Genomic DNA, 24,806 nt, shown 5'->3' on the forward strand with positions numbered 1-24,806 from the left:
AAAAGCGACTAAAACTCAACCACCAAGATAAAAAGATGAGGTCAGATAGGCAGGGTTTTAGAATATATAAATATAATATATGGATTAACGAATACTAAAAACCACTAACGCTTTTTTTGTAAATGATCAGCATTGGGCAGCATTTGCTTTTCACTCAAGTACTTCCAGTAGCGCTGCGGCAAGTATTGCTTATGTAGCTTAGGGTTTTTGCGCTCTTTGATATTGACGTTGGTAAAGTACCCTTGCCAAAATTTCTGATAACGTTGTTCGTTCTCGCTATGGATGCTGGCAGGATTGCGCAAGACTGCATCATCGAGATCGGTGATGGTTTGCAGCTTTGCTGGTCGTGACGACGTACTATTACTTTTATCATAATAGATACCAAATCCGCGACTGATATCATAGATTGCCCAATGCTGATCTTGATAACGCTGACGAAAGTGCTCTCCGATCAGTGGCAGTACATTAAAATCAGGCTCTACACGTGCAAAATAAATATCGTCAGTGGTATGCTCAAACCGTACAAACGCTTCCATGCGATGTTTTTCACGGCCAACAGATTTGACTGTTTGTACTAGTTCGAGAACATCTAAATTACCAAGATCTTGCATTATATGGCGGCCAGGGTAGTCGATAGCGTATTTGACCACGCGGAATAACGTCGTACCAATATCCTCTTTCTCTGATAAAAATCCCCATAAGATATTTCGCATACCTGAGCGTCCTAGTAGCTTATTCAGTTTTGTGAGGACGCGCTCGGCTTTGTCTTCATCAGTTGCTACGTTGGTTGCTTGAGCAATGAGTGAGGGCCTATAGCAATCTTGAGCGGTTAGCTTCAGTGATATATCGTTTTGTAGGCGGTTGGCATAGACATAAAACACCGCACTCAGCCAACCTTCAAAGCTAGGCTCATACAGTACAATGCTAGGCGTCAACTGACCGACAGCGTAAGAGTCGTTTTGTATAAGTGCTGACATGTTTTATCCTATATTTCTAGCATAACTACAGTAGCGAGATAGCGATTTATTTAACGTACATTACCTAGAGCAACTCTAAAATAAAGCCAACTGCCCGCTACGCTGATCGTTAAACTTAGTCTGCGTTTGAGCCAATACATACTGACGGAAATTATCGCGCGTTAAATGAGCAAGGTGTTCGTTTTTGCCAGTGGTTGCGATGAAGTATTTGGCACGGTTGACCGCAGCGCCCATCTTTTTGAGATGGTATAGCGTCAATTGATTGAATTTACGTGCTTTGACGATTTTTTTGGCGGTTTTTGTACCGATACCTGGGATACGCACGATCATCTCATAAGTCGCTGTCTGAATATTGACAGGGAAATGCTCACGATGGCGTATCGCCCAAGCAAGCTTTGGATCACAGTCTAAATCTAAAAACGGCGACTCTGGCTCTACAATCTCATGCGCGCCAAAACCATAAAAGCGCATTAACCAATCTGCCTGATACAGACGGTTCTCTCGCACCATCGGTACAGGTGTGCCAATCGCTGGCAGACGATTATCGGAAAGCATCGGTACATAACCTGAGTAGTAAACACGCTTGAGATCATACGTTTTGTAGAAGTGACTCGATAGCTGAATCACCTGCAAGTCAGTCTCGTTACTGGCACCAACGATCATTTGGCTAGTCTGACCTGCTGGCGTGAACTTAGGCGCTTTTTTATGGGTTTTACGGCTTTCACGAATAGTGATAATTTCTTCTTTTACCGTTTCCATCGGTGCTTTTAATTGATCATGTGACTTTTCTGGTGCAAGCAAAGCCAATCCTGATTTAGTCGGAATCTCGATATTGACGCTCAAACGATCCGCATACAGTCCTGCTTCTAGCAGCAGCTCTTTTGATGCACCTGGTATGGTCTTTAGATGGATATAACCATTGAATCGCTCGCGCGTACGCAAGAGTTTGGCGACTTCGACCAGTCGCTCCATGGTATAGTCGCCACTTTTAAAGATACCAGAGCTGAGGAATAGCCCTTCAATATAGTTGCGACGATAAAACTGCATGGTTAAATCGACGACTTCTTCGACACTAAACGCGGCACGCGGCGTTTCATTGCTTTTACGTGAGGTGCAATAAGCACAGTCGTAAATGCAGTGGTTGGTCAAAAGAATCTTTAACAGGCTGACACATCGGCCATCTTCGGTATAGCTGTGACAGATACCTGTCGCTGAAGCATCGCCTAATCCGCCGCCTTGGTTTTTGCGAGTACCAGCGGAGGATGAGCAAGAGACATCATACTTGGCAGCATCAGCCAGAATATTGAGTTTGCCCTGTAATCTTTCATAATTGATGTTTGCCATAAGTCGCGTTTTACCAATTAATTGATGAAGGGTTATTTTACCAAAATTATCGCTAAGTCATTGTATTTATAGGCGAAGTTTAAACGATATGCGACAACGGTTGTCGTCACAAGAGTTTGTATCTTTGGATATGATTTGAAGTTATATAAAGATTTTTTCAGCTAATAATCCAACCACCAATCCGCCAATAATACTTGTAATACCAAGCAATAAGAGAGGAATGGATAGTATCGTGAGTATCTGTGCTTGGCTTTTTTGAATCTCAATAGAGTAGTGGTTTAAATCAATATCTGCCAACGGTATGGCACCTCCTATCATTGCTTGAAATCTTGAGGTACTTGACCCTGGTACCAGTTTCAATTCGTAATGACCCGCTTCCGCCTTAAAAGTAAAAAGTTCAACTCTTCCAGTATCAAAATTTTTTGAGCGCGGAGACAGTATTGAGCGATTAAGCTTAATTTCTTTATCAGTAGCGGTATTGAGAATATGTGGTCTAAACTGGGTCAGCGGTGTTTTTTTGAAAAGAGGGCCTTTGTGCCAGATTGCATAGACGCCTGATTTTGAAACAGTGAAGTGGCCTAGATTATCATTGTACGGCAGCATCAATAATTTAACGCCATTGAATACATTCTTAAGCAATTTTATTGCTTTAAATACAATAAATATGCCGATAAGAATAAGGATGAATAAAAGTATTCTAATAGATAGGATGCTCATTATTCATCTTCCTTAGTGGTATAAACATACGCAATAAAATGATTTAACCAATACCAGTACGAGGTGCATTTTAAATCAACACGCATTTATTTATATCATAATCAGTGAGCTATCTTTAAAAAAGGTCTTGCTGACTAGATAGCTAGTCTACAAAACCTTTTACATATACTAATAACTATTGAATTATAATACGCAGCAATCTCAGCTTTATTGTACCTTGACACGTATTACGACGGTTTGACTATCATTGGCATTAAGGTTTGCTAAGTTCCATTTCAGATCAGAGTAGTTTTCTTGTATGGCCACCGTATTGCCAATTTGTTGAATAGTTTGATAGCTGTTACCGTCAGTGGTGGCAAACGTTGGTAGGGGACTATTTAACGAGACCAGTTGGACACCACTCGGTAGTGAGATCATGGCGTTGATGTCATTGACCGGCTGTGCCGTGGTATTGGTATACGTGGTGTGATACTCGATCACATCGCCTGAGGTAATATGATTGGCAGGAACGGCAATTTCACGTCCATCAGCATTTTTTAGAATTTTCATGACTTTAGTGTTGGCATTGACTACGTCAGGTGTACTAAAAGTAGGGGACAGTTGCAACGTATCTAAAGTTGTTTTCGTCGTTACTTGATTGGTCACTGGCTGCTGCATAATCACTGGCGGGGTGACGTTGGTTGCGACAGGTAGTACTTGTGCCACACTACAGGCAGGCGTGGTAATCACATCTACTTTAGTGACGCGATTAGTCGTTCGATTGGTCACTGGTACGCTAGTAACGGTCGCCGTACCTTGGACAATAGAAGACTGATGTACGACATAGCGTGGCACAGCGTTTACCTGAGTCACCGTGTATGGCATGCCGTTTTGCATAGTGATACCGTCTGGTGTCGCCGTAATAGTAGCAGTATTGCCATCAGAGTATTGCTCGATCACGGTAGTGCTACCGCTGTTAGATGAGCCAATGGCGACCTCAGGGGCAGCATTGACCGATGAGGCGGCTAACAGGATACCTGTTAGTATTGCAGAAATAGCTGCATTTTTTGCCATAGTCGTTTTAGTAGCTGATGCTTGAAAACTATCGTTCGTAATCATAAGTACTCCCTCAAAAATAGTAGCCAGTAATACAACAGTAGGTAATGCTTAGACAAACAAAACCCCCGCTAAATGACACCAAAAAATATGCCAAATAACGAGGGTAGTCGTGCTGATATTAGCCTATGTTTGCGATCAGGTCATCATTACTTTTATTGAAAGCGCAGCAGTGATAACTTGTATAAAAGTTATTCAATCTTAAATATTGCTTACTGAATAGACTTAATATTAAAGCTATTGTACACACAAACTCAAATAATTATGCGCCAAAATAAATCATGGTTAAAAGCAGCATTGTGTAACCGAAACAGTGTAAATACTATTTACGCGTATTATCGCTTTTATCTACGGAATTGAATGGCAAAGTAGCCAATCGCAACCGTTGAAATAAAAGCTATTGTCTAAAGGTCACTTCTCAAACTATTTTTAACTGAGGGCGTTAAGTTTTTAGATTAAAACACAGTTTATCTATTAGCCGTAGATCACTTTCATGACTTCGTATTCAACCACGCCCTTTGGTGTTTCGATGCGTACTTCGTCGCCTTCGAACTTGCCAATCAGGCCACGAGCGATTGGTGAGTTGACTGAGATTTTGCCAGCTTTAAAGTCAGCTTCATCATCGCCAACGATTTTGTACTGTTTTTCTTCTTCAGTGTCCATGTTTTCGATCACGACACTGACGCCAAAAACGATACGGCCTTCTTGTGGTAGAGTCGAAGGATCGATGACTTGAGCGCCACCAAGTTTCGCTTCGATATCGCGAATACGCGCTTCACAAAAACCCTGTTGCTCACGGGCAGCATGGTATTCAGCATTTTCCTTCAAATCGCCATGTTCGCGTGCTTCAGCAATCGATGCTGTGATGCGTGGACGGTCGACACTTTTTAGCTGTTTTAATTCGGCTTCTAAAGCTGCGTGTCCTTGCGGAGTCATTGGGTAACGTTGCATGTTTTTTCCTTAAACCAATAACACCACACCACCTCATAATGAGATGGTGTCAGTGTTGTTGCAATGGATATAAAATATAAAAGAGTGATAACCAAGACAATGTAATGAATAAGTTGGCTATCATTTATGAGTGTATTTCACCTCAATTCAAGCATAGACGTACTTAAGCTTACGTAATAAAAAGCATAGTCGCAATTTAGCCACTATGCTTTTTAGGTCTATCACAGTAAAGGTATCGTTCCTCAAGCATGGCTGGCTATATTTAAAGCAAACAACCACATCTGAATGAGCTTTTAGGCAAGCTTAACGGTTATGCTTAATCTACTGAAATTATTCAGCCACGTCAATAGACTTTGCTTGCTCATGTAAATCTTGTAACTTATAGACATCAAACGGTAAGTCAATCGCATAAGATTTGCAAACGGCATCTGCGGCACCCAACGTGGTGACGTAGAATACTTTACCTTGTAGCGCACTACGGCGAATAGAGAATGAATCCTCTTGTGCCTGCTTACCTTCAGTAGTATTAATGATAAGGTCAATTTTGCCGTTTTTCAAGGCATCAACAATATGCGGGCGACCTTCAGTAACCTTGTTGATTTGCTGACTTTCGATCCCAGCATCGCTCAGTATTTTTTGCGTGCCAGTGGTCGAGACAATCTTGAAACCAAAGTCTGCAAGCTGACGAGCAATTGGAGCGATTTGGGCTTTGTCACTATCACGAACTGAGATAAAGACGGTTTTTGTCTCGCCTTCAGTTGGTAAACCTGGCAGGCGCTCATTACTACCGATAATAGCCTTGTAGAATGCTTCGCCAAAGGTTTTGCCCACGCCCATAACTTCGCCTGTTGATTTCATCTCAGGACTTAAGATTGGATCAACACCTGGGAACTTAGCGAATGGGAATACCGCTTCTTTGACCGCATAGAATACTGGAACAATTTCAGTCGTGAAGCCTTGGTCTTTAAGTGAAGTACCAGCCATACAGCGAGCGGCAACCTGTGCTAACGACGTACCGATACACTTAGAAACAAACGGTACCGTACGTGCAGCACGTGGGTTCACTTCTAAGATATATACGGTTTCGCCTTTTACGGCGAACTGTACATTCATTAGACCGACAACGCCTAGCTCTTTTGCCATGGCGATCGTCTGCGCACGCATCACATCACATAGCTCTTTAGACAATGAGTATGGTGGTAGTGAGCATGCTGAGTCACCTGAGTGGACACCAGCCTGTTCAATATGTTGCATGATACCGCCGATGACCACATCAGTGCCATCACAGACACAGTCTACATCGACTTCGATAGCATCATCTAAGAAGCGATCTAGTAGGACAGGCGCTTCGTTTGATGCTTGTACCGCAGTACGTAGGTAATGTCTTAGCTCATCTTCGTTATAGACGATTTCCATCGCGCGACCACCCAATACATAAGATGGACGTACAACCAATGGGTAGCCTACGTCTTTTGCTTTAACCAAGCCATCTTCTAAGCTGGTCGCTAATGCGTTCGACGGCTGTACTAAATTAAGCTGTTGAATCATGTGCTGGAAGCGCTCACGGTCTTCAGCACGGTCGATGGCGTCTGGACTGGTGCCGATGATTTTAACACCTGCTGACTCTAGTGCGCGAGCCAGTTTCAATGGCGTTTGACCACCAAACTGTACAATCACGCCATCAGGGTTTTCGATACGGACGATCTCTAGCACGTCTTCTAATGTGATCGGCTCAAAGTACAAGCGGTCAGAAGTGTCATAGTCGGTTGAAACCGTTTCAGGGTTACAGTTGACCATGATGGTCTCGTAACCATCTTCACGCATGGCAAGCGCTGCATGCACACAGCAGTAATCAAACTCGATACCTTGGCCGATACGGTTAGGACCGCCACCGATCACCATAATTTTCTTTTTGTCTGTTGGGTTGGCTTCACACTCGCTATCGTACGTTGAGTACATATAAGCCGTGCTAGTCGCAAACTCAGCAGCACAGGTATCGACACGCTTATAGACTGGATAAACGTTTAGGTCCCAGCGCTTTTTGCGTAGCTGCTTTTGTGAAACACCAAGCAATTTAGCAAGACGTAAATCAGATAAGCCTTTACGTTTGAAGCTACGTAAATTATTTTCAGTCAAGCCACCAAAGCCAAGTGATTTAACAGTAGTTTCTGTTTTAACGATATCTTCGATTTGTACCAAGAACCATGGGTCAATTTTGGTGAAGTTAAACACCTCATCGACGCTCATACCAATGCGAAACGCATCAGCGACGTAGTAGATACGCTCAGGAGTTGGAATCGTTAAACGGTTGATAATTTCGCTACGCGCTTTTTCAGTACTCAGCTTACCGTCTTTAATAGCAGCAAAATCAATCTGCTCATCGAAGCCATCCGCGCCTGTTTCCATACCGCGTAGTGCTTTTTGCATAGACTCTTGGAAGTTACGACCAATCGCCATCACTTCACCAACTGACTTCATCTGAGTCGATAAGATGTTGTCTGCTTGTGGGAATTTTTCAAAGTTAAATCTTGGTATCTTGGTCACGACATAATCAAGCGCAGGCTCAAAACTGGCTGGCGTTTTACCACCTGTGATGTCATTTTGCAATTCATCTAAGGTATAACCAATCGCTAGTTTTGCTGCGATTTTGGCAATCGGGAAACCAGTGGCTTTTGAAGCGAGGGCAGATGAGCGCGATACACGTGGGTTCATCTCAATGACGACCATACGGCCGGTATCAGGGTTGATACCGAACTGTACGTTTGATCCGCCCGTTTCCACACCAATTTCACGCAATACCGCGAGTGATGCGTTACGCATGATTTGATATTCTTTATCAGTCAAAGTCTGCGCTGGTGCAACAGTGATTGAGTCGCCTGTATGCACACCCATTGGGTCAAAGTTTTCGATGGCACAGATGATGATGCAGTTGTCGTTTTTGTCACGAACCACTTCCATCTCATATTCTTTCCAACCAATGAGTGACTCATCGATAAGCAATTGATGGTTTGGAGACAAGTCAAAACCGCGCTCACAGATTTCAATGAACTCATCGCGGTTATACGCGATACCGCCACCTGAACCGCCCATGGTGAATGATGGACGAATGATACATGGATAGCCCATTTTTTCTTGAGTAGCAAAGGCTTCTTCCATAGTTTCAGCAGTTTCAGCACGCGGGCATTCAAGGCCGATACGCTTCATCGCTTTGTCAAATAAGTCGCGATCTTCTGCCATCTCGATTGAGTCTTTGGTCGCGCCAATCAGCTCACAGCTATATTTGGTCAGTACGCCATGCTTGTCTAAATCTAGCGCACAATTTAGTGCAGTCTGTCCGCCCATCGTTGGTAGGATTGCGTCAGGACGCTCTTTGGCAATGATTTGCTCAACGGTCTGCCAAGTAATCGGCTCGATATAGGTGGCATCCGCCATGACAGGGTCAGTCATAATGGTCGCAGGGTTTGAGTTGACCAAGATGACGCGGTAGCCTTCTTCTTTTAGTGCTTTACACGCCTGTGCGCCTGAATAGTCAAACTCACATGCTTGGCCGATGACGATGGGGCCTGCGCCAATGATAAGAATGCTTTTTATGTCGGTACGTTTTGGCATAGTTAGAGCTACCTTCGTTTGGGTGATAATTTGAGTAATCTTTATTTTTGATAACGCTCATGGCGTTTTATACTTACCGTGTTTTACTGTATTTAAGACCGCCTGAACCGCTATGGGCGATTCAAGCTTTTACTTATTATGTAATTATAATCGACCGTTTAAGCTTGGGCAGTTTTAGACTGTTCCATCATTTCCGCAAACTTATCAAATAATGGCGCGCAGTCATGTGGGCCTGGGCTGGCTTCTGGGTGACCTTGGAAGCTAAATACTGGCTTATTGGTCAGCTCGATACCTTGGTTAGTACCATCGAATAATGAGCGATGAGTCGATTTAACGTTGTCAGGTAGCGTGTCTTCATCAACCGCAAAACCATGGTTTTGACTGGTAATCATTACCGTGCCAGTCGCCAAATCCTGTACTGGATGGTTGGCACCATGATGGCCAGTTTTCATTTTGATAGTATTTGCACCGCTAGCCAGACCAATCAGCTGATGGCCTAAGCAGATACCAAAGGTTGGTACGTCAGTTTGTTCAATGATGTGACGTACCGCATCGATTGCGTAATCACAGGCTGCAGGATCGCCAGGGCCGTTTGATAAGAAGATGCCATCTGGGTTCAATGCTAGTACGTCTGCGATAGGAGTCTGCGCTGGCACGACAGTTACGTGACAACCGCGGTCGACGAGCATGCGTAAGATATTGGTTTTACTACCGAAGTCATAAGCGACAACGTTGTATTTAGCATCGATGTGAGTGCCGAGTTGCTTAAAGAAGCCGCCAGTACCGCTATCATGGCTACCAGGGATGTCACGGTTAAGTAGAGTGTCTGACAAATCCCATGTACCAGCTGTCCATTCAAAGTTTTCTGTCGTGCAGCATTCTTTTGCTAAGTCCATGCCCTTTAGGCCTGCAAATCCTTGTGCCAGCTCAATCGCTTTTTGCTCATCGTCGCTACTGATAGTCTCACCTTTTGAAGCGGTCATGATACAACCGTTTTGAGCGCCTTTATCACGTAATAGGCGAGTCAACTGACGCGTATCAATTTCAGCGATAGCTACTGTTTCGTTACGTTGTAAGTAGTCGCTGAGTGATTCAGAATTACGGAAGTTAGAGGTTGCCATGGTGGCGTCACGGATAATAAGACCGTCTGCCCATACTTTGTGACCGTTGCCAGATTCTGTGTCCTCGCTGTTGGTGCCTGTATTACCGATGTGAGGATAAGTCAAAGTCACCAGCTGGCGGGCATAACTAGGATCGGTTAGGATTTCTTGATACCCTGTCATGGCTGTGTTAAATACCACTTCACCAATACGATGACCTAAGCTGCCGATACTCACACCGCGAAAAATTGTACCGTCTGCTAGTGCCAAAATTGCTTGTATTTCTGCCGATGAATTCAAGGATTGCCTCCGCTGTTATTGGTGAGTGCCATCATGTTTTGTTGGTCTAAAATTGCTCCGTATCCTTTTATTTACGGCATTTGACTGCTGTCATATAAAAGTAAAGAAAGGGCGATACACAAAAATTTTCCACAAAAAAGCGAGAAGACATTATTGATGGAAACTACAAAACCCACTAGATAGTGAATAGGTAACTTGCATCATGTCCGCTCGCTTAGGCACAGATTTTGCGTATTATATACAAAATAGACGTTTATAGCTAGCCGATTCACTGGATTAATAGTCATTTCTTGGCTAATGATGAGGGCTTTATAAAAATAGCTACCTGATAGAAATAGCCTAAGTAAATACAAACTACTTTCCCTTTTACCAAATTCAATATCAAGCGTATATTAATAGCGCTGGATTTTCGCAGTTGGCTTTGCCACAATGGACAGCGCAGCGCTAGACCCAACTTTTATAATTATCAGAAAAAGCGAAAGAGGACTCCACCCGACATCAGGGTGGAGGTGAATTTCGCTTAGTATCTATTATATATACATAAAAACTATATACTGAAAGAAGCTATCATAAATTTTAGAACTGACACTACAATAAATAAAATGAATGGGCGTTATGAAAATCAACAAAGCGTATAAATTTAGGCTTGAGCCTAATGCAGGGCAGGAGATTATTTTAAATAATCTTGTCGGCTCTGCGCGCTTTGTTTGGAATCAAATGCTGGCAATCTCATTTGAGATGTTTGCTAAAGGTGAGTTTATCAACGCCACCAACCTTGTTAATAAAATCATGGATCTAAAGGATAATCCTGATTTTGAGTTCTTAAAAAGCAGTTCAAACGCTGTCTCTTTACAACAAAAAGTACGTGATCTGGCATCGGCTTGGTCACGTTTCTTTGATCCTAAAGTACATGCCAGATTGAAAGAAAATAAAAAGAAACCGCGCAAGCCGAAGTTTTTTAAACTGGCTGATGGCACAGAGATTCAACGACGACCGTTGATGCCAAAATTTAAGCGCAAATCCGATGGGCGCGACTCAATTCGCTTGGTTCAGTTTGATAAATACTGCCGTGTTGAGGGTAATCGAGTAAAACTGCCGAATGGCATTGGTTTGGTGAGGTTTAGAAAATCGCAAGATATTATTGGCACAATTAAAAATGTCACCATCAGCAAGAAATCAGGGCACTGGTACGTGTCCTTTGGCACAGAACGTGAACTGACTGAGAACCCTCGTCACCCCTCTAAAAGCGCTATTGGCTTGGACATGGGTATCAGTAAACTACTCACCACCTCAAACGGTGAATATATCAAACCTAAGAATAGCTTTAAAGACAATCAAATTAAACTTGCCAAGCTGCAACGTGGGTTGGCGAAAAAAGTAAAGTTCAGTGAAAACTGGAAAAAGCAAAACCGTAAGATTCAAAAACTCCACCATCATATCGCTAACATTCGCCATGACCATTTACATAAAATCACCACCAGCATCAGCAAAAACCACGCCATGATTGCTTGTGAGGATTTAAAGGTCACTAATATGTCGAAATCAGCCAGTGGTACGATGGAAAACAAAGGTCGCAATGTCAAAGCCAAGTCAGGATTGAACAAATCAATCTTAGATCAAGGCTGGGGCATGATGGTCAATATGCTTGAGTACAAGCAGCAATGGCGCGGTGGGTTGCTGATTAAAGTAAATCCACGCTACACCAGCCAAACCTGCTCTGAATGCCAGCATATTGCTAAAGAAAATAGACAAACTCAGGCAAAATTTGAGTGCGTCAAATGCAGGTATGTTACGAACGCTGATTTTAATGCGGCTCGTAACATATTAGCGGCAGGACATGCCGTTTTGTCTGCGGAGGGAGGATGCAGTAAAGGTCGCCCGTTGAAACAGAAAACAAGCGACCTTCGTGAGAAAGTCGCCTAAGAGTGTTTGCTTTTAGAATCCCCCACTTGAGCTTCGCGAAAGTGGGGGGAGTATGTCAAAATAGTAGTTAAACAATAGGCAAAGCACGTTTAACAATATATCTAATCTCTATAGGATTGATTAAACAAGGAGTCGTTATGATTTATCAGTATTTAGACAAAACCCCTGAATTCGCCGTACCGTTCAACGGTTGGGTAGCAGATTCAGCGCAAGTGATGGGCGATGTATATTTAGGCCATCAAGCCAATATTTGGTTTGGTGCAGTGATACGCGGTGATAACGATCGTATCCATATCGGCGACTATAGTAACGTGCAAGAAAACAGCGTGATTCACACTGATGCAGGTATCAAAGTGACTATTGGTAATTACGTGACTATCGGCCATTTGGCTATGTTACACGGCTGTGAAGTCGGTGATAACAGCTTGATTGGTATAGGTGCTGTGGTGCTCAATAATGCCAAAATAGGTAAAAACTGCCTGATAGGGGCAAAAGCATTAATTACTGAAGGTCAGGTTATTCCTGATAACTCTCTAGTGATGGGCGCGCCTGCAAAAGTGGTCAAGACACTGACAGATGAGCAAGCTGCCATGCTAAAAATGTCAGCGCTACATTATGCTGAGCGTTGCCAGAAATTCAAAACAGGCTTGACAGAAATAGCGATGCCTGACTAAAGGTCAATAGTTGAAGCAATTCCAAATGGATATATTACAAGGTGTGAGCAATATTTAATTGCTGTGCTGTTTAAGAGCTGTGCTCAGCCCTAGTAGATAACTGTATCCAATTTTATTAAACAATTCATATTTTTTCGCAACCAACGATAAGGTCTCACCATGCAGGCAAATCAAGCACAAAAACAACTGGCATTATTTGATTTAGATCATACATTACTTGATGTCGATAGCGATTATCTCTGGGGTGAGTATATCGTAAAGCATGACCTTGTTGACGAGGCACAATACCGTACTGCCAATCAGAAATTTTATAATGACTATATTGAAGGTACGCTAGACGCGACAGAGTACAATGAATTCGTCGCGCAGTTTTTAAGCAGTCTACCGCTTGATCGACTTGATGAGCTAAGAGAAGACTATATCAAAAGCGAAATCGAGCCACATATTCGCCCAAAAGCGATGGAAGCACTGTGTCAACACATTGAGCAAGGTCATGACGTGGTGATTATTTCTGCGACTAATGATTTTGTGGTATCCGCCATTGCTAAGCGTTTTGGTATTGAAGCTGCTAATGTGTTGGCGACGCCACTCGAGATTAAAGACAATCGCTATACAGGCAAGCTCATCGATAAGCCAAATTTTCAGGCGGGCAAGATATACCATCTAGACAAATGGCTGAGTAAACAGCAAACAGCTGGTATAACGTTCGAAAAAACATACGCGTATTCTGATTCCAAAAATGACATTCCGCTACTAGAATGGGCTGATGTGGCCGTTTGTGTGTCACCTGATGAAGTGTTACATGCGCACGCCTTGGCGCATCGCTGGGCCGTAGAAGATTGGTCAATCTAACAAGCTTTCCAATCCAGTAAGAGTAGCAACATTAGCAATAGTGATAATTAGCGAACCATTTATGCTCAATCTCATTTAAAATAGCGCCGTATTCGTTATTTATTTTTATTAGAAAACAGGAATATTCATGGAAATCAATCCGTATCAAGAACAGATCAAAGACTTATCAGAGCGTGGGCAGGACTTGCGGAGGTATCTTTGACTTCGATGGTAAGCAAGAACGCTTAGAAGAAGTCGATTTAGAATTAGAAAACCCCGAGCTATGGAACGATCCAGAGCGCGCGACCAAAATTAATAAAGAAAAAAGTCATCTTGATGGTGTCATCGATGTGGTGGTCTCTCTTGAAACCACATTAGAAGATGCGTCTGCTATGCTAGAGTTGGCAGTTGAAGCAGAAGATGAGTCATTGCTAGCTGACGTGCAGAGCGAGCTAGATAGCGCAGAGCAACGCGTTGCTGATTTAGAATTCCGCCGAATGTTTAGCGGTGAGATGGATCCAAACAACTGCTACCTAGATATTCAGTCAGGTAGCGGTGGTACTGAAGCGCAAGATTGGGCTGAGATGTTGCTACGCATGTACACACGCTGGGCAGAAGCTCATGGTTTCAAAGTGGACGTGATTGAAGTGTCATCAGGTAGTGTCGCTGGCATTAAGTCGGCAACCATTGAGATCAAAGGTGACTATGCGTTCGGTTGGTTACGCACCGAGATTGGCGTCCACCGTTTGGTACGTAAGTCACCATTTGATAGTAATAACGGACGTCATACCTCGTTTGCAGCGGTGTTTGTCTCGCCTGAGATTGACGATAATGTAGAGATTGATATCAATCCAGCAGATTTGCGTATCGATACTTATCGCTCTTCGGGCGCGGGTGGTCAGCATGTAAACACGACAGATTCTGCGGTACGTATTACCCATGAGCCATCGGGCGTGGTAGTGACGTGTCAGAATGAGCGTAGTCAACATGGTAACAAAGCCACGGCGATGAAAATGCTGCGTGCTAAGCTCTATGAGCTTGAGATGCAAAAACGTATGGAGTCACAGCAAGCGGTCGAAGACGGTAAGTCTGACGTTGGCTGGGGCAGTCAAATCCGCTCGTACGTGCTTGACGACTCACGTATCAAGGACTTACGCACGGGCGTTGAAACTTTTAACACGGGTGCTGTGCTAGATGGTGACCTCGATCAGTTTATCGAAGCGAGTCTAAAAGCAGGGTTGTAAGCAGCCATTTTAAAATAGTAACCAATATTTAATTAAGGAAAATTATGCCAAGCGTTAATAATTATTTTGATGACAAAGTAACTTCTATTGCCTTTCAAACAGCGACCAAGCCTGCGACTGTCGGTGTCATGGAAATTGGTGAGTATGAGTTTGGTACTAGCGAATTTGAGACCATGAGTGTGGTGAGTGGTGCATTGACTGTCAAGCTACCAGAGAGTGATGAGTGGCAAACGTTTAACGCTGGCGAGCAGTTTACCGTTGAAGCCAATCAAAAGTTTCAAGTAAAAGTAGATGTTGAAACTGCTTATCTATGTGTATATGGTAAATAACGATTGTTAAGATATATCAGTATTAGAACAATTAACGCTAAGCATAAAATGCTTAGCGTTTTTTTATGCGTGTGATATTTCTGAGCTAACTTCAAAGGACAAAACAAACAAGTACGATTTATAAATTCTTACGGTATTGCACCATATCGGTCAAGCTGGCGATGTCGTCGTATAGCTTACGTGCAGATGTATTATCTTCCTGCGTTACCCAATAGACACGGTTGCAGTCTTTCTCATTGGCAAAAGCATAAACCTGTTCGATTAACGCACGTCCAACGCCTTGACCGCGCACATCTTCACTCACGTATAGATCTTCTAAATAGCAACAGTCAGTAGTGTTCCAAGTATTGGGGTGTAGTACCACATGTGTGAAGCCTACGAGCACATCACGTTCCCACGCGCCAAATCCATAAATTGCCACGTTATCATCTAAAATATTACGCCATGTTGCCTCTATGACGCTAAGTGGTAAGGCCGTCTCATAAAAGCTTAAATAGTCTTGCCATAATACCAACCAAAAGTCATAGTCGGTTTTAGAGAGTGGTGCTATTTTGATAGAAGTGTTTTTCATTATTTTTTATTCAACTTAAGTTTTGATAGTCACTGAATTATGCCCTAAAACTCTACAATTAAGTACCCTGACATCCGCTTTATTTTACACAGCCTTACACATTCTCTGCGCCAAGCAAACAGCAAAAACTACCGTCATTAATTATGCTAAAACCATGAATTCTCAAAGGTATATAGGTTTATGACAAAGGCAACAATAAAGACAAGCCAGCAGACAATGACCAAAGACGTGCGTCATGATTATGAGCACCTCGCGCGCCGAGCTAATTTGCGTTATGTGAGTGATGATGAGCCAGGTTACGAGCGTAGACGTTGGGGTCGTGGCTTTACTTATCGTGATGCAACGGGCAACACGGTAAAAGACAAAGCATTGCGTCAGCGCTTTGATGCATTAGTGATACCACCCATGTGGTCAGAAGTATGGATATGCCAAGATGAAAGAGGTCATTTGCAATCGACAGGACGAGACGAAAAATCGCGTAAGCAATACTTATATCATCCATCATGGAACAATATCCGCGACCAAGCAAAGTTTGATGCAATGATTGGATTTGCAGAGGCGCTGCCCAATCTGCGTGCGCAAGTCGAGGCAGATTTAGAAGCAGAGTCATTGTCACGTACCAATGTACTCGCTGCCGTCGTTAAGTTGCTAGAAACCACCTTAATCCGTGTGGGTAATAGCCGTTATGCCAAGCTCAATAAAAGCTATGGTCTGAGTACGCTACGTAGTAAGCATGTTAGTGAAACGGACAATGGACTGGCGTTTGATTTCGTTGGAAAGAGTGCCAAAGAGCATCATATTGAGCTACAAGATGAGCGATTGATTGATATCGTACAAGCCTGTTCTGAGTTGCCAGGCTATCAGATATTCAAATATTTAGATGACAAAGGGCACAAACAAGTCGTTGACAGTAGCGACATCAACGACTACTTGCGAATGCATACGTGCGGCATGGATTGTGAGAGCAAGCTATACAGTGCAAAGGATTTTCGCACGTGGATGGCAAGTGTGCTTGCGGCAAGCTATCTATATGACGAGCTACAAACGTCTGCAGGCGCTAGCATACTAGATAGTGCACCAAAAAGTGATGAGCGACAGCAATTAGTCACTGATATGGTAAAAAGTGTGGCAGCAGAGCTGGGTAATACGCCAACTGTATGCCGCGCCTCTTATATTCATCCTATTGTCATTGAGCGTTTTTTGGCAGGGCAGTTTTTTGAGGCTTACAAACAAGCACGCCGTGGACGAACCAAACAATACCAAAGCTGTGAAGAGAAAGCGTTATTAGGATTCTTAAGGGCTGATGTTTAGGTGTGAGGTTTTATATAGCAATAGTAGTAGGATATCTCTATTATCATAAAATAAAAATGATACATTATGTATTGAAATAAGTATAAAAATGCGTTACTAATAGAGCATGATAAATACGAACATATGAAATGGTCTATAGGATGTGACCGTTTTTCAATCATAAATACCATTTTACCAGTTACCTGCTATTGCTAAAGGATTAGCTTATGAACACCACCACTCAAACCCCGACGAATATTGATATAGATACTACCATCACACCAAAAAACTATACCGATTACTATAATCATTTTGAAATGAATACACTGCTGTCAGAAATATTTGGCGAGCATGTGGATGATCGTTTAAATGCTTATATGGCTTGCTGTGGTCGTCATGTACGTGATGGCCGCGCTGACCATCCTGCGTTAGTACATGAAGATACCTCAGGCAATATAACGCGCATGAGCTTTGGTGAACTTGATAAAGCAAGCGCGCAGGTCGCCAACTTATTACAGTCGTATGGCGTAAAAGCAGGAGACAAAGTAGCGACTATGCTACCGCGTACGCCTGAGCTACTTACTGTTGTATTGGCAACATGGCGTATCGGAGCGGTATATCAGCCACTATTTACTGCTTTTGGCTATGATTCAATCAAATACCGTATGGACAAAGCCGACACCAAAGTTGTTTTCACCAATCTAGAAAACCGCAGTAAGTTTGAAGACTTAGCCGCGCAAACTAAGATGGTATTGGTTGGCAGTCCTGATGATGCTCAGACGTGGGGTGATGACCACTATACTCAGTCTATGGCAGCACAGCCGCAGACGATAGAGCCAGTCACGCTTGATACGGACGCACCATTTTTGCAGATGTTCACCTCAGGTACGGTTGGTAAATCAAAAGGCGTCAGTGTTCCATTAGCTGCGTTACCGGCTTTCTATTTATATATGCGTTATGCCATCGACCTACGCGAAGATGATCAGTATTGGAACATGGCGGATCCAGGCTGGGCATATGGTTTGTACTATGCCATTACAGGACCGCTACTATTAGGCGTCACTACTTATTTTAATGAAGCAGGGTTTGATGCGAACAATACCCGTGATTTCATGGTACGTCACAAGATTACCAATTTGGCATCTTCACCAACGGCATTTCGTATGATGAAATCTAGCGGCGTGTTTGAAGACGCTCATAATGACACTAATACCAAACTGTCTCTTCGCTGTGCCAACTCGGCAGGGGAGACATTGAATACCGAGGTGGTCAACTGGGTCGAGACGTATTTAGCTTGTCAGGTAAAAGATCAATATGGGCAAACAGAGACCGGCATGACTTGCTGTGCACATCATGCACTAGCGCATGACTGTCCTGTTGGCTCGATGGGTATGGCGCTACCAGGCCATACGCTAGTGGTACTAGATGATGATATGAATGTGCTACCAGATGGTGAGCAAGGACAGCTAGCAGTCGTGGTCAGCCAGTCACCTGCGTTTTATTTCCGTGGTTATAGCTGGAATGAAAAACAAGCCTTTGTAGATGATTACTATCTGACAGGAGACGTGGTTGAACGTCATAGTGACGGCAGTTACTGGTTTTCAGGCCGTGATGATGACATTATCATTACTGCAGGTTACCGCGTAGGTCCCACTGATGTTGAAAACACTGTATTAGAGCATGAGGCCGTTGCAGAGTCTGCAGCGGTAGGCGTGCCAGACGAAGTGCGCGGTCACACTATCAAATCTTATGTGGTGCTAAAAGACGGTATCAAAGGCAGTGAGCAGATTGCTAAAGAAATCCAAGAGCTGGTACGCAAACGTCTATCAACTCATGCCTATCCGCGTGAGATTGAGTTTGTGACAGAGCTACCAAAAACGCCAAGTGGTAAGATTCAACGCTTTTTGCTGCGTAGTCTGTCTGCTGCATAAAAAAGTTGGTAAAGCGTTTATAGGTTGAATAAAAAATATCTAATAAAAAGTAAAAACTGAAAGGGATAATCATGCAAGTTAAACAAAATAGCTTTTTGGTCACAGGCGGTGCATCAGGTTTGGGTGAGTCGGTGGCTCGTGCGATTGTAGATCAAGGTGGTAATGTCGTTATTGCCGATCTAAATGAAACCGCTGGGCAAGCACTAGTCGCTGAACTTGGTGATAGTACACGCTTTGTACGCTGTGATATTACTAATGGCGATGAAGTACAATCAGCGGTTGAGATGGCCGAAGAAGCTTTTGGTAGCCTACAAGGCTCAGTCAACTGTGCAGGTATCGCAGTAGTACAGAAGCTGCTAGACCGTGACAACAATCCAGCAGATCTTGAATCGTTTAGTCGCGGGGTCAATATTAATCTGGTCGGTTCATTTAATGTTGCACGTTTGGTCGCAGCGAGCATTGCCAAGCGTATAGCCAGTGGCAGCACTGTAGAAAAAAGCAATGAAGAAAAGAACGTAGATCAAGGTATTATTATCAATACGGCATCTATTGCAGCCTTTGATGGTCAAGTAGGTCAAGCCAGCTATTCATCGTCTAAGGCAGGCGTGGTCGGTCTGACTTTGCCACTTGCTCGTGAGCTGGCACGTCACGGTATTCGTGTCATGACGATAGCCCCGGGGGTTTTTGCCACACCAATGATGGATACCATTCCTGAAAAGGCACGCGAACAGCTAGAGGCAGGTGTGCCATACCCTAAACGTTTAGGCGCGCCCAATGAGTTTGCTAAATTGGTGACCCATATCATCGATAACGCTTATCTGAATGGTGAAGTCATCCGCTTAGACGGTGCGATTCGTATGGTGTAGTCCACGTAATTTTCATCATTCTTGCACAAAAATTGGCATGATTCTTTGATACAGTATTATTAATCGTTTTTGAGAGTTAATAATAAGGATTAAGTTTCGTGTCATTTTTTTGCAAAAAACCTCATCAGCTAGATAAGCCGCGTACCTACAGGTTGCTTACATTCATCAGTCTTAGCCTTGCTGTATGTGTGAGCACCAGTGCTATCGCTTATGTCAAAACCACTTCAGAAAACAAAAATCCAATTCCTCCTTCTATAGTGATTGATCGAGTCTTCGTCGATAAATCAGACCGTGTATTGCAGCTCATGAGCCATGGCAAAGTTATACGGTCATATCGTATTGCGCTTGGAGATAGCCCGGCTGGTCATAAGCAGCAAGAGGGCGATCAGCGTACACCAGTTGGTGTTTATACATTAGATTATAAAAACGAGAACTCTATTGCGCATCGTTCTATCCATATTAGTTATCCGAATACTGAAGATAAGGCGCGAGCGAAGTCATTGGGTGTCAGCCCAGGTGGCGATATCATGATTCATGGACAAATGAATGGCTTTGGACATTTGGGTTGGCTGAACCAGCAGCGTAATTGGACAGATGGTTGTATCGCAGTTACCAATGATGAGATGGATACTATTATGGCAGCCGTGACGATTGGCATTCCTATTGACATCGTAGAGTAGCATAGTCCGATTATGATTAGGTCTATGCTAAATAGATACGTAACTTATTACCGTATTTAACAAATATCTATGCTGTATCCTCTCCAATAAAACAACATAACTTATATTTCAGATAGAGTTAGTTAGTATTAATAACTCCTTTAATTAATATTAACAATAAATATCATTGTTTTAAGTAAGGTTTTATTGGTAATCGTCTTGAAATAAATGTATATATACCTTATATAAGTGACAGATAACAGTGGGCGCTAGCGTCTAGAGCGACGACTGAAAACACCAATTATAAAAGGATATAGACATGAGATTTGAGAAATTTACTCAAAAACTGCAGTCAGCCATTCAAGAAGCACAAAGCCTAGCATTAGGACGCGATCATACAGGCATCGATCCTGTGCATTTGCTTGCCGTGTTGCTACAGGATGAGTCTAATTTGTCCATCTGCCAGCAAGCAGATGCTTCAATTCCAGCGTTAAAAAATGGCGTTGCAAAGGCATTGGATAATCAAGCAACGATTTCGGAGCCAACAGGTGAAGTCAACCTAAACCCAAACTCGGTAAAAATCTTAAACTTGGCCGATCGTCAGGCGCAAAAAGAAGGCGATGATTTTATCGCGACGGAATGGGTGATGTTGGCACTCGCTGAGCAGGGCGAAACCAAAAAGATATTTGAAAGCGCAGGCGTAACAGCCAGTAAACTAAAAACGGTGATTGAGCAATTACGCGGCGATGATACCGTCAATAACCAAAACGCTGAAGACCAGCGTGATGCACTCAATAAATACACGATTAATTTGACTGAGCAAGCAGAGCTTGGCAAGCTCGATCCCGTCATTGGCCGTGACGAAGAGATTCGCCGTACCATTCAAGTGCTATCACGCCGTACCAAAAACAATCCTGTACTTATCGGTGAGCCGGGTGTGGGTAAGACAGCTATCGTTGAAGGTTTAGCACAGAAAATCATCAATGGTGATGTGCCAGAAGGTCTACGCCGCAAAGAAGTGCTGTCGTTAGATTTAGGTGCATTAATCGCAGGGGCGAAATTCCGCGGTGAGTTTGAAGAGCGCCTCAAAGGCGTGTTGAGCGATCTGGCTAAGCAAGAAGGCAATGTCATCTTATTCATCGATGAGCTGCATACGATGGTTGGTGCAGGTAAATCAGACGGTGCAATGGATGCGGGTAATATGCTAAAACCTGCGCTAGCACGTGGCGAGCTGCATTGTGTCGGGGCAACGACGCTTGATGAATATCGTAAGTACATCGAAAAAGATGCTGCGCTTGAGCGTCGTTTCCAAAAAGTCTTAGTCGATGAGCCAACAGTTGAAGACACCATCGCGATATTACGCGGCTTAAAAGAGCGTTACGAGCTGCACCATGGCGTCGATATTCAAGACAGTGCCATCATCGCTGCTGCGCGCATGAGTCATCGCTATATCACGGATCGCAAGCTACCAGACAAGGCGATTGATCTGATTGACGAAGCGGCCAGTCGTCTGCGGATGGAGATGGACAGCAAGCCTGAGTCACTAGGTAAGCTTGATAGCCGCTTGATTCAGCTAAAAATGCAGCGCGAAGTACTCAAAAATGAAGAAGATGCTGGCGCGCAGGCCGAGCGTAAAGTACTGGATGCGCAAATAGCAGAGTTAGAAAAAGAATATGCTGATCTCAATGAAGTGTGGCAGGCAGAGAAAGCATTGGTCAAAGGCAGTCAACAGCTAAAAGACGAGCTGGATAAAGCCCGTATTGCCTACGACAAAGCCAGCCGCGAAGGTGACTATGAGACCATGAGTAAGCTGCAATACGAAACCATTCCACAGTTAGAACGACGCATTAATGAGTCTGATTTGGCTGAGCAAAAAGAGCAGACAGTGGAAGGTAGCGGTGTGAAGTTACTACGTAATAAGGTCACAGATAATGAGATTGCAGAGGTGGTTGCAGCCGCGACTGGTATTCCAGTCAGCAAAATGATGCAAGGCGAGCGCGATAAGATGGTCGCAATGGAAGAAAAACTCCATGAGCGTGTGATTGGTCAAGACGAAGCGGTACAGTCGGTGGCCAATGCGGTACGTCGTAGCCGCGCAGGTCTGTCTGATCCCAATCGTCCTTCTGGTTCGTTCTTATTCTTGGGGCCTACCGGTGTTGGTAAAACAGAGCTGACTAAGTCACTAGCAAACTTCTTGTTTGACTCTGAAGATGCGATTGTACGTATCGATATGAGTGAGTATATGGAGAAGCACAGTGTCAGCCGTTTAGTCGGTGCACCTCCAGGATACGTGGGCTACGAAGAAGGTGGTACATTGACTGAAGCGGTACGCCGCAAGCCATATAGTGTCATATTATTCGACGAAGTGGAAAAGGCACATCCTGATGTGTTCAATATCTTACTGCAAGTATTGGACGATGGTCGTTTAACGGATTCGCAAGGTCGGGTAGTAGATTTCAAAAACACTGTGATTATTATGACCAGTAACTTGGGTTCGCATAAGATTCAAGAGATGGTGGGTGAAAGCTATGATGATATTAAGGCAGAAGTAATGGACTCTGTTGGGCAGCATTTCCGTCCAGAGTTTGTCAACCGCATTGATGAAATCGTTGTCTTCCATCCACTTGGTATGTCGCAGATGGCGGGTATTGCTGATATTCAATTGGATCGCTTACGCCAGCGTATCCAAGAGCGTGAGATGGATATTGAGCTATCAGCAGATGCGATGAGCAAATTGGTTGCCGTAGGTTACGACCCTGTCTATGGCGCGCGTCCACTAAAACGTGCCATTCAACAAGAGATCGAAAACCCATTGTCATTGAAGCTATTGGCAGGTGATTTTGTCGCTGGTGATATCATCAAAGTCGATGTAGGCGCAGATGACAAGTTAACTTTTGAGAAGCTTAGAATGAGCTAATCAATCAAGTTTTTTACTCTTTATGATCTAGCGTTACTCTTAACTTCAACCCCTTATCTGCAAATGTAGGTAAGGGGTTTTTTGTTCAGGTAGCGTACTTTGTGTTACTGTTTTTTTACCGTCTGAAAGCTATGAGTATGCTATAACTAAATGGATAGCTAGTAGTATCACTATAAACTGAATGGAGAAATAGAACGATGACAATCAGTATCGAACGTATAAGCCCACCCTTAACTTCACCGATAATCATTGCAGCGTTGCTGTTTAGCACATCCGCTTGCTCCAATCCTTCAGCAGTGAATTCTAGCAATAACAAAAGTACTGCCACAGGCTATCAAGAGGGTTCAGTCACAGATGCCCAAACAGACACTAGCAAGCCTGACTTTACGACTAAAGCAGTTGCAACCTTTGATGAGCCTTGGGCTATGACAGCGTTACCCAGTACTGATAGCGAAGAGTCAAAACTACTGGTAACACAAAAAACAGGTGAGCTATTCATCGTAGATACAGCGACAGGTAACAAGATAGAAATCAAAGGTGTTCCTGAAGTGGCTTATGGCGGTCAAGGCGGCTTGGGAGACATTATTGTGTCACCAGATTTTGCGACTTCTAATACCGTCTACCTTAGCTATGCGGAAGCAGGAACGGGAGGTGATAGTAACAAATTTGGTGCTAAAGTTGTCAAAGCGACACTCTCAGGATTGGAGACAGCCACACCCACGTTGCAAAACATAACGCCTATTTGGCAGCAGTCTCCGAAAGTTACAGGGCAGGGACATTATAGTCATCGTTTGCTATTTTCACCCGATGGGCGCTATCTATATATTAGCTCAGGTGAGCGCCAAGAAAAAACGCCAGCGCAAGATATGAGTGCCAATTTAGGTAAAGTCATACGTCTAAATGCTGATGGATCTATCCCAACAGACAATCCATTTACTGACAATGAGATAGCCAAACAGTTTTGGACCATCGGACATCGCAATGTGCTTGGTATGGCGTTTGACGATAGTGGACAGCTTTGGGTGAATGAGATGGGACCAAAAGGCGGTGATGAGTTCAATATGATTAAAAAGGGCAATAACTACGGCTGGCCAGTCGTATCTAATGGACGCAATTATTCAGGTCTAGATATTCCTGATCATGATACAAAGCCAGAGTTTTCGGCACCTAAAATCACTTGGACGCCTGTCATATCACCATCTGCCATGAGTATCTATGCGGCAGGTGATCACAATGACTTTCCTAGCTGGCAAGGCAATGCGCTTATCAGTGGCCTATCATCTAAAGCACTTGTCGTAGTGGACATAAGCAAAGACAATACCGCTGCTGAGCGTTATCGCTATGACATGGGTGAGCGTGTACGTAGTGTGTTAGCAGTAGACGGACAAGTGTGGACACTTGAAGACGGTGATGATGCAAAATTACTCAGATTACTGCCTAAATAACATCAAATTGAAGATACTTTTATGTAGGTGTGT

At 43.6% G+C, this 24,806-nt stretch carries 19 protein-coding genes; 11 read left to right on the top strand and 8 right to left on the bottom strand.

Going from position 1 to position 24,806, the window contains the following annotated elements; genetic code table 11:
* Positions 1 to 104: 104 nt before the first annotated feature.
* The 7 genes from ACT3QR_RS12695 to carA form a co-directional block, all read right to left on the bottom strand.
* The gene (locus ACT3QR_RS12695; protein ID WP_444521692.1) at positions 105 to 977 is read right to left on the bottom strand and encodes a TIGR03915 family putative DNA repair protein; all 873 of its coding nucleotides are present in this window, start codon (positions 975 to 977) and stop codon (positions 105 to 107) included.
* A gap of 75 nt (positions 978 to 1,052) precedes the next feature.
* Entirely contained in the window at positions 1,053 to 2,321 is a 1,269-nt protein-coding gene (locus tag ACT3QR_RS12700) for a putative DNA modification/repair radical SAM protein (RefSeq protein WP_444521693.1), read from the bottom strand.
* A gap of 141 nt (positions 2,322 to 2,462) precedes the next feature.
* The gene (locus ACT3QR_RS12705) at positions 2,463 to 3,038 is read right to left on the bottom strand and encodes a hypothetical protein (protein WP_444521694.1); all 576 of its coding nucleotides are present in this window, start codon (positions 3,036 to 3,038) and stop codon (positions 2,463 to 2,465) included.
* A 207-nt stretch (positions 3,039 to 3,245) separates the two neighbouring features.
* On the bottom strand, positions 3,246 to 4,136 hold the full coding sequence (locus ACT3QR_RS12710; RefSeq protein ID WP_444521695.1) for a hypothetical protein: 891 nt from the start codon (positions 4,134 to 4,136) through the stop codon (positions 3,246 to 3,248).
* A 471-nt stretch (positions 4,137 to 4,607) separates the two neighbouring features.
* Positions 4,608 to 5,084, bottom strand: a complete 477-nt coding sequence (gene greA, locus ACT3QR_RS12715) for a transcription elongation factor GreA (protein ID WP_444521696.1) — start codon at positions 5,082 to 5,084, stop codon at positions 4,608 to 4,610.
* A gap of 330 nt (positions 5,085 to 5,414) precedes the next feature.
* Positions 5,415 to 8,693: a carbamoyl-phosphate synthase large subunit gene (gene carB, locus ACT3QR_RS12720; RefSeq protein ID WP_444521697.1), complete on the bottom strand. Its 3,279-nt coding sequence runs from the start codon at positions 8,691 to 8,693 to the stop codon at positions 5,415 to 5,417.
* Positions 8,694 to 8,851: 158 nt separating this feature from the next.
* Positions 8,852 to 10,093, bottom strand: coding sequence for a glutamine-hydrolyzing carbamoyl-phosphate synthase small subunit (carA, locus tag ACT3QR_RS12725; protein ID WP_444521698.1), 1,242 nt, complete (start codon positions 10,091 to 10,093; stop codon positions 8,852 to 8,854).
* Between the two features lie 615 nt (positions 10,094 to 10,708).
* On the opposite strand from carA, the gene ACT3QR_RS12730 reads away from it, so the two are divergent.
* From ACT3QR_RS12730 to ppnP, 5 genes are all read left to right on the top strand, one after another.
* On the top strand, positions 10,709 to 12,016 hold the full coding sequence (locus tag ACT3QR_RS12730) for an RNA-guided endonuclease InsQ/TnpB family protein (protein WP_444521699.1): 1,308 nt from the start codon (positions 10,709 to 10,711) through the stop codon (positions 12,014 to 12,016).
* A 137-nt stretch (positions 12,017 to 12,153) separates the two neighbouring features.
* Positions 12,154 to 12,690, top strand: a complete 537-nt coding sequence (locus ACT3QR_RS12735; RefSeq protein ID WP_444521700.1) for a gamma carbonic anhydrase family protein — start codon at positions 12,154 to 12,156, stop codon at positions 12,688 to 12,690.
* Between the two features lie 159 nt (positions 12,691 to 12,849).
* Positions 12,850 to 13,542 (top strand): HAD family hydrolase, encoded by a 693-nt coding sequence (locus tag ACT3QR_RS12740; protein ID WP_444521701.1) that lies wholly within the window; start codon positions 12,850 to 12,852, stop codon positions 13,540 to 13,542.
* A gap of 127 nt (positions 13,543 to 13,669) precedes the next feature.
* Positions 13,670 to 14,765 (top strand): peptide chain release factor 2 gene (gene prfB / locus ACT3QR_RS12745; RefSeq protein ID WP_444521702.1). Its coding sequence is split into 2 segments (ribosomal slippage): positions 13,670 to 13,741 and positions 13,743 to 14,765, totalling 1,095 coding nucleotides; the frame shifts between segments, so codons are not numbered across the junction.
* A 44-nt stretch (positions 14,766 to 14,809) separates the two neighbouring features.
* Positions 14,810 to 15,094 carry a pyrimidine/purine nucleoside phosphorylase gene (gene ppnP / locus ACT3QR_RS12750; protein ID WP_057760713.1) on the top strand — a complete coding sequence of 95 codons (285 nt, stop codon included), beginning with the start codon at positions 14,810 to 14,812 and terminating at the stop codon, positions 15,092 to 15,094.
* A gap of 118 nt (positions 15,095 to 15,212) precedes the next feature.
* On the opposite strand, the gene ACT3QR_RS12755 is transcribed toward ppnP, so the two are convergent.
* Positions 15,213 to 15,665 carry a GNAT family N-acetyltransferase gene (locus ACT3QR_RS12755; protein WP_444521703.1) on the bottom strand — a complete coding sequence of 151 codons (453 nt, stop codon included), beginning with the start codon at positions 15,663 to 15,665 and terminating at the stop codon, positions 15,213 to 15,215.
* A 180-nt stretch (positions 15,666 to 15,845) separates the two neighbouring features.
* Between ACT3QR_RS12755 and ACT3QR_RS12760 the strand changes: the two genes are divergently transcribed.
* The 6 genes from ACT3QR_RS12760 (at position 15,846) to ACT3QR_RS12785 (ending at position 24,773) form a co-directional block, all read left to right on the top strand.
* Positions 15,846 to 16,976: a DNA topoisomerase IB gene (locus ACT3QR_RS12760; protein WP_444521704.1), complete on the top strand. Its 1,131-nt coding sequence runs from the start codon at positions 15,846 to 15,848 to the stop codon at positions 16,974 to 16,976.
* 206 nt (positions 16,977 to 17,182) lie between these two features.
* Positions 17,183 to 18,886: an AMP-binding protein gene (locus ACT3QR_RS12765; RefSeq protein ID WP_444521705.1), complete on the top strand. Its 1,704-nt coding sequence runs from the start codon at positions 17,183 to 17,185 to the stop codon at positions 18,884 to 18,886.
* A gap of 71 nt (positions 18,887 to 18,957) precedes the next feature.
* On the top strand, positions 18,958 to 19,752 hold the full coding sequence (locus ACT3QR_RS12770) for an SDR family NAD(P)-dependent oxidoreductase (protein WP_444521706.1): 795 nt from the start codon (positions 18,958 to 18,960) through the stop codon (positions 19,750 to 19,752).
* A 98-nt stretch (positions 19,753 to 19,850) separates the two neighbouring features.
* Positions 19,851 to 20,432: a L,D-transpeptidase family protein gene (locus ACT3QR_RS12775; RefSeq protein ID WP_444521707.1), complete on the top strand. Its 582-nt coding sequence runs from the start codon at positions 19,851 to 19,853 to the stop codon at positions 20,430 to 20,432.
* A gap of 298 nt (positions 20,433 to 20,730) precedes the next feature.
* Positions 20,731 to 23,328 carry an ATP-dependent chaperone ClpB gene (gene clpB, locus ACT3QR_RS12780; RefSeq protein ID WP_444521708.1) on the top strand — a complete coding sequence of 866 codons (2,598 nt, stop codon included), beginning with the start codon at positions 20,731 to 20,733 and terminating at the stop codon, positions 23,326 to 23,328.
* 197 nt (positions 23,329 to 23,525) lie between these two features.
* Positions 23,526 to 24,773 carry a PQQ-dependent sugar dehydrogenase gene (locus tag ACT3QR_RS12785; protein WP_444521709.1) on the top strand — a complete coding sequence of 416 codons (1,248 nt, stop codon included), beginning with the start codon at positions 23,526 to 23,528 and terminating at the stop codon, positions 24,771 to 24,773.
* Positions 24,774 to 24,806: the final 33 nt, after the last annotated feature.

It is taken from the genome of Psychrobacter sp. AOP7-B1-25, assembly GCF_052376195.1.
Classification (GTDB): domain Bacteria; phylum Pseudomonadota; class Gammaproteobacteria; order Pseudomonadales; family Moraxellaceae; genus Psychrobacter.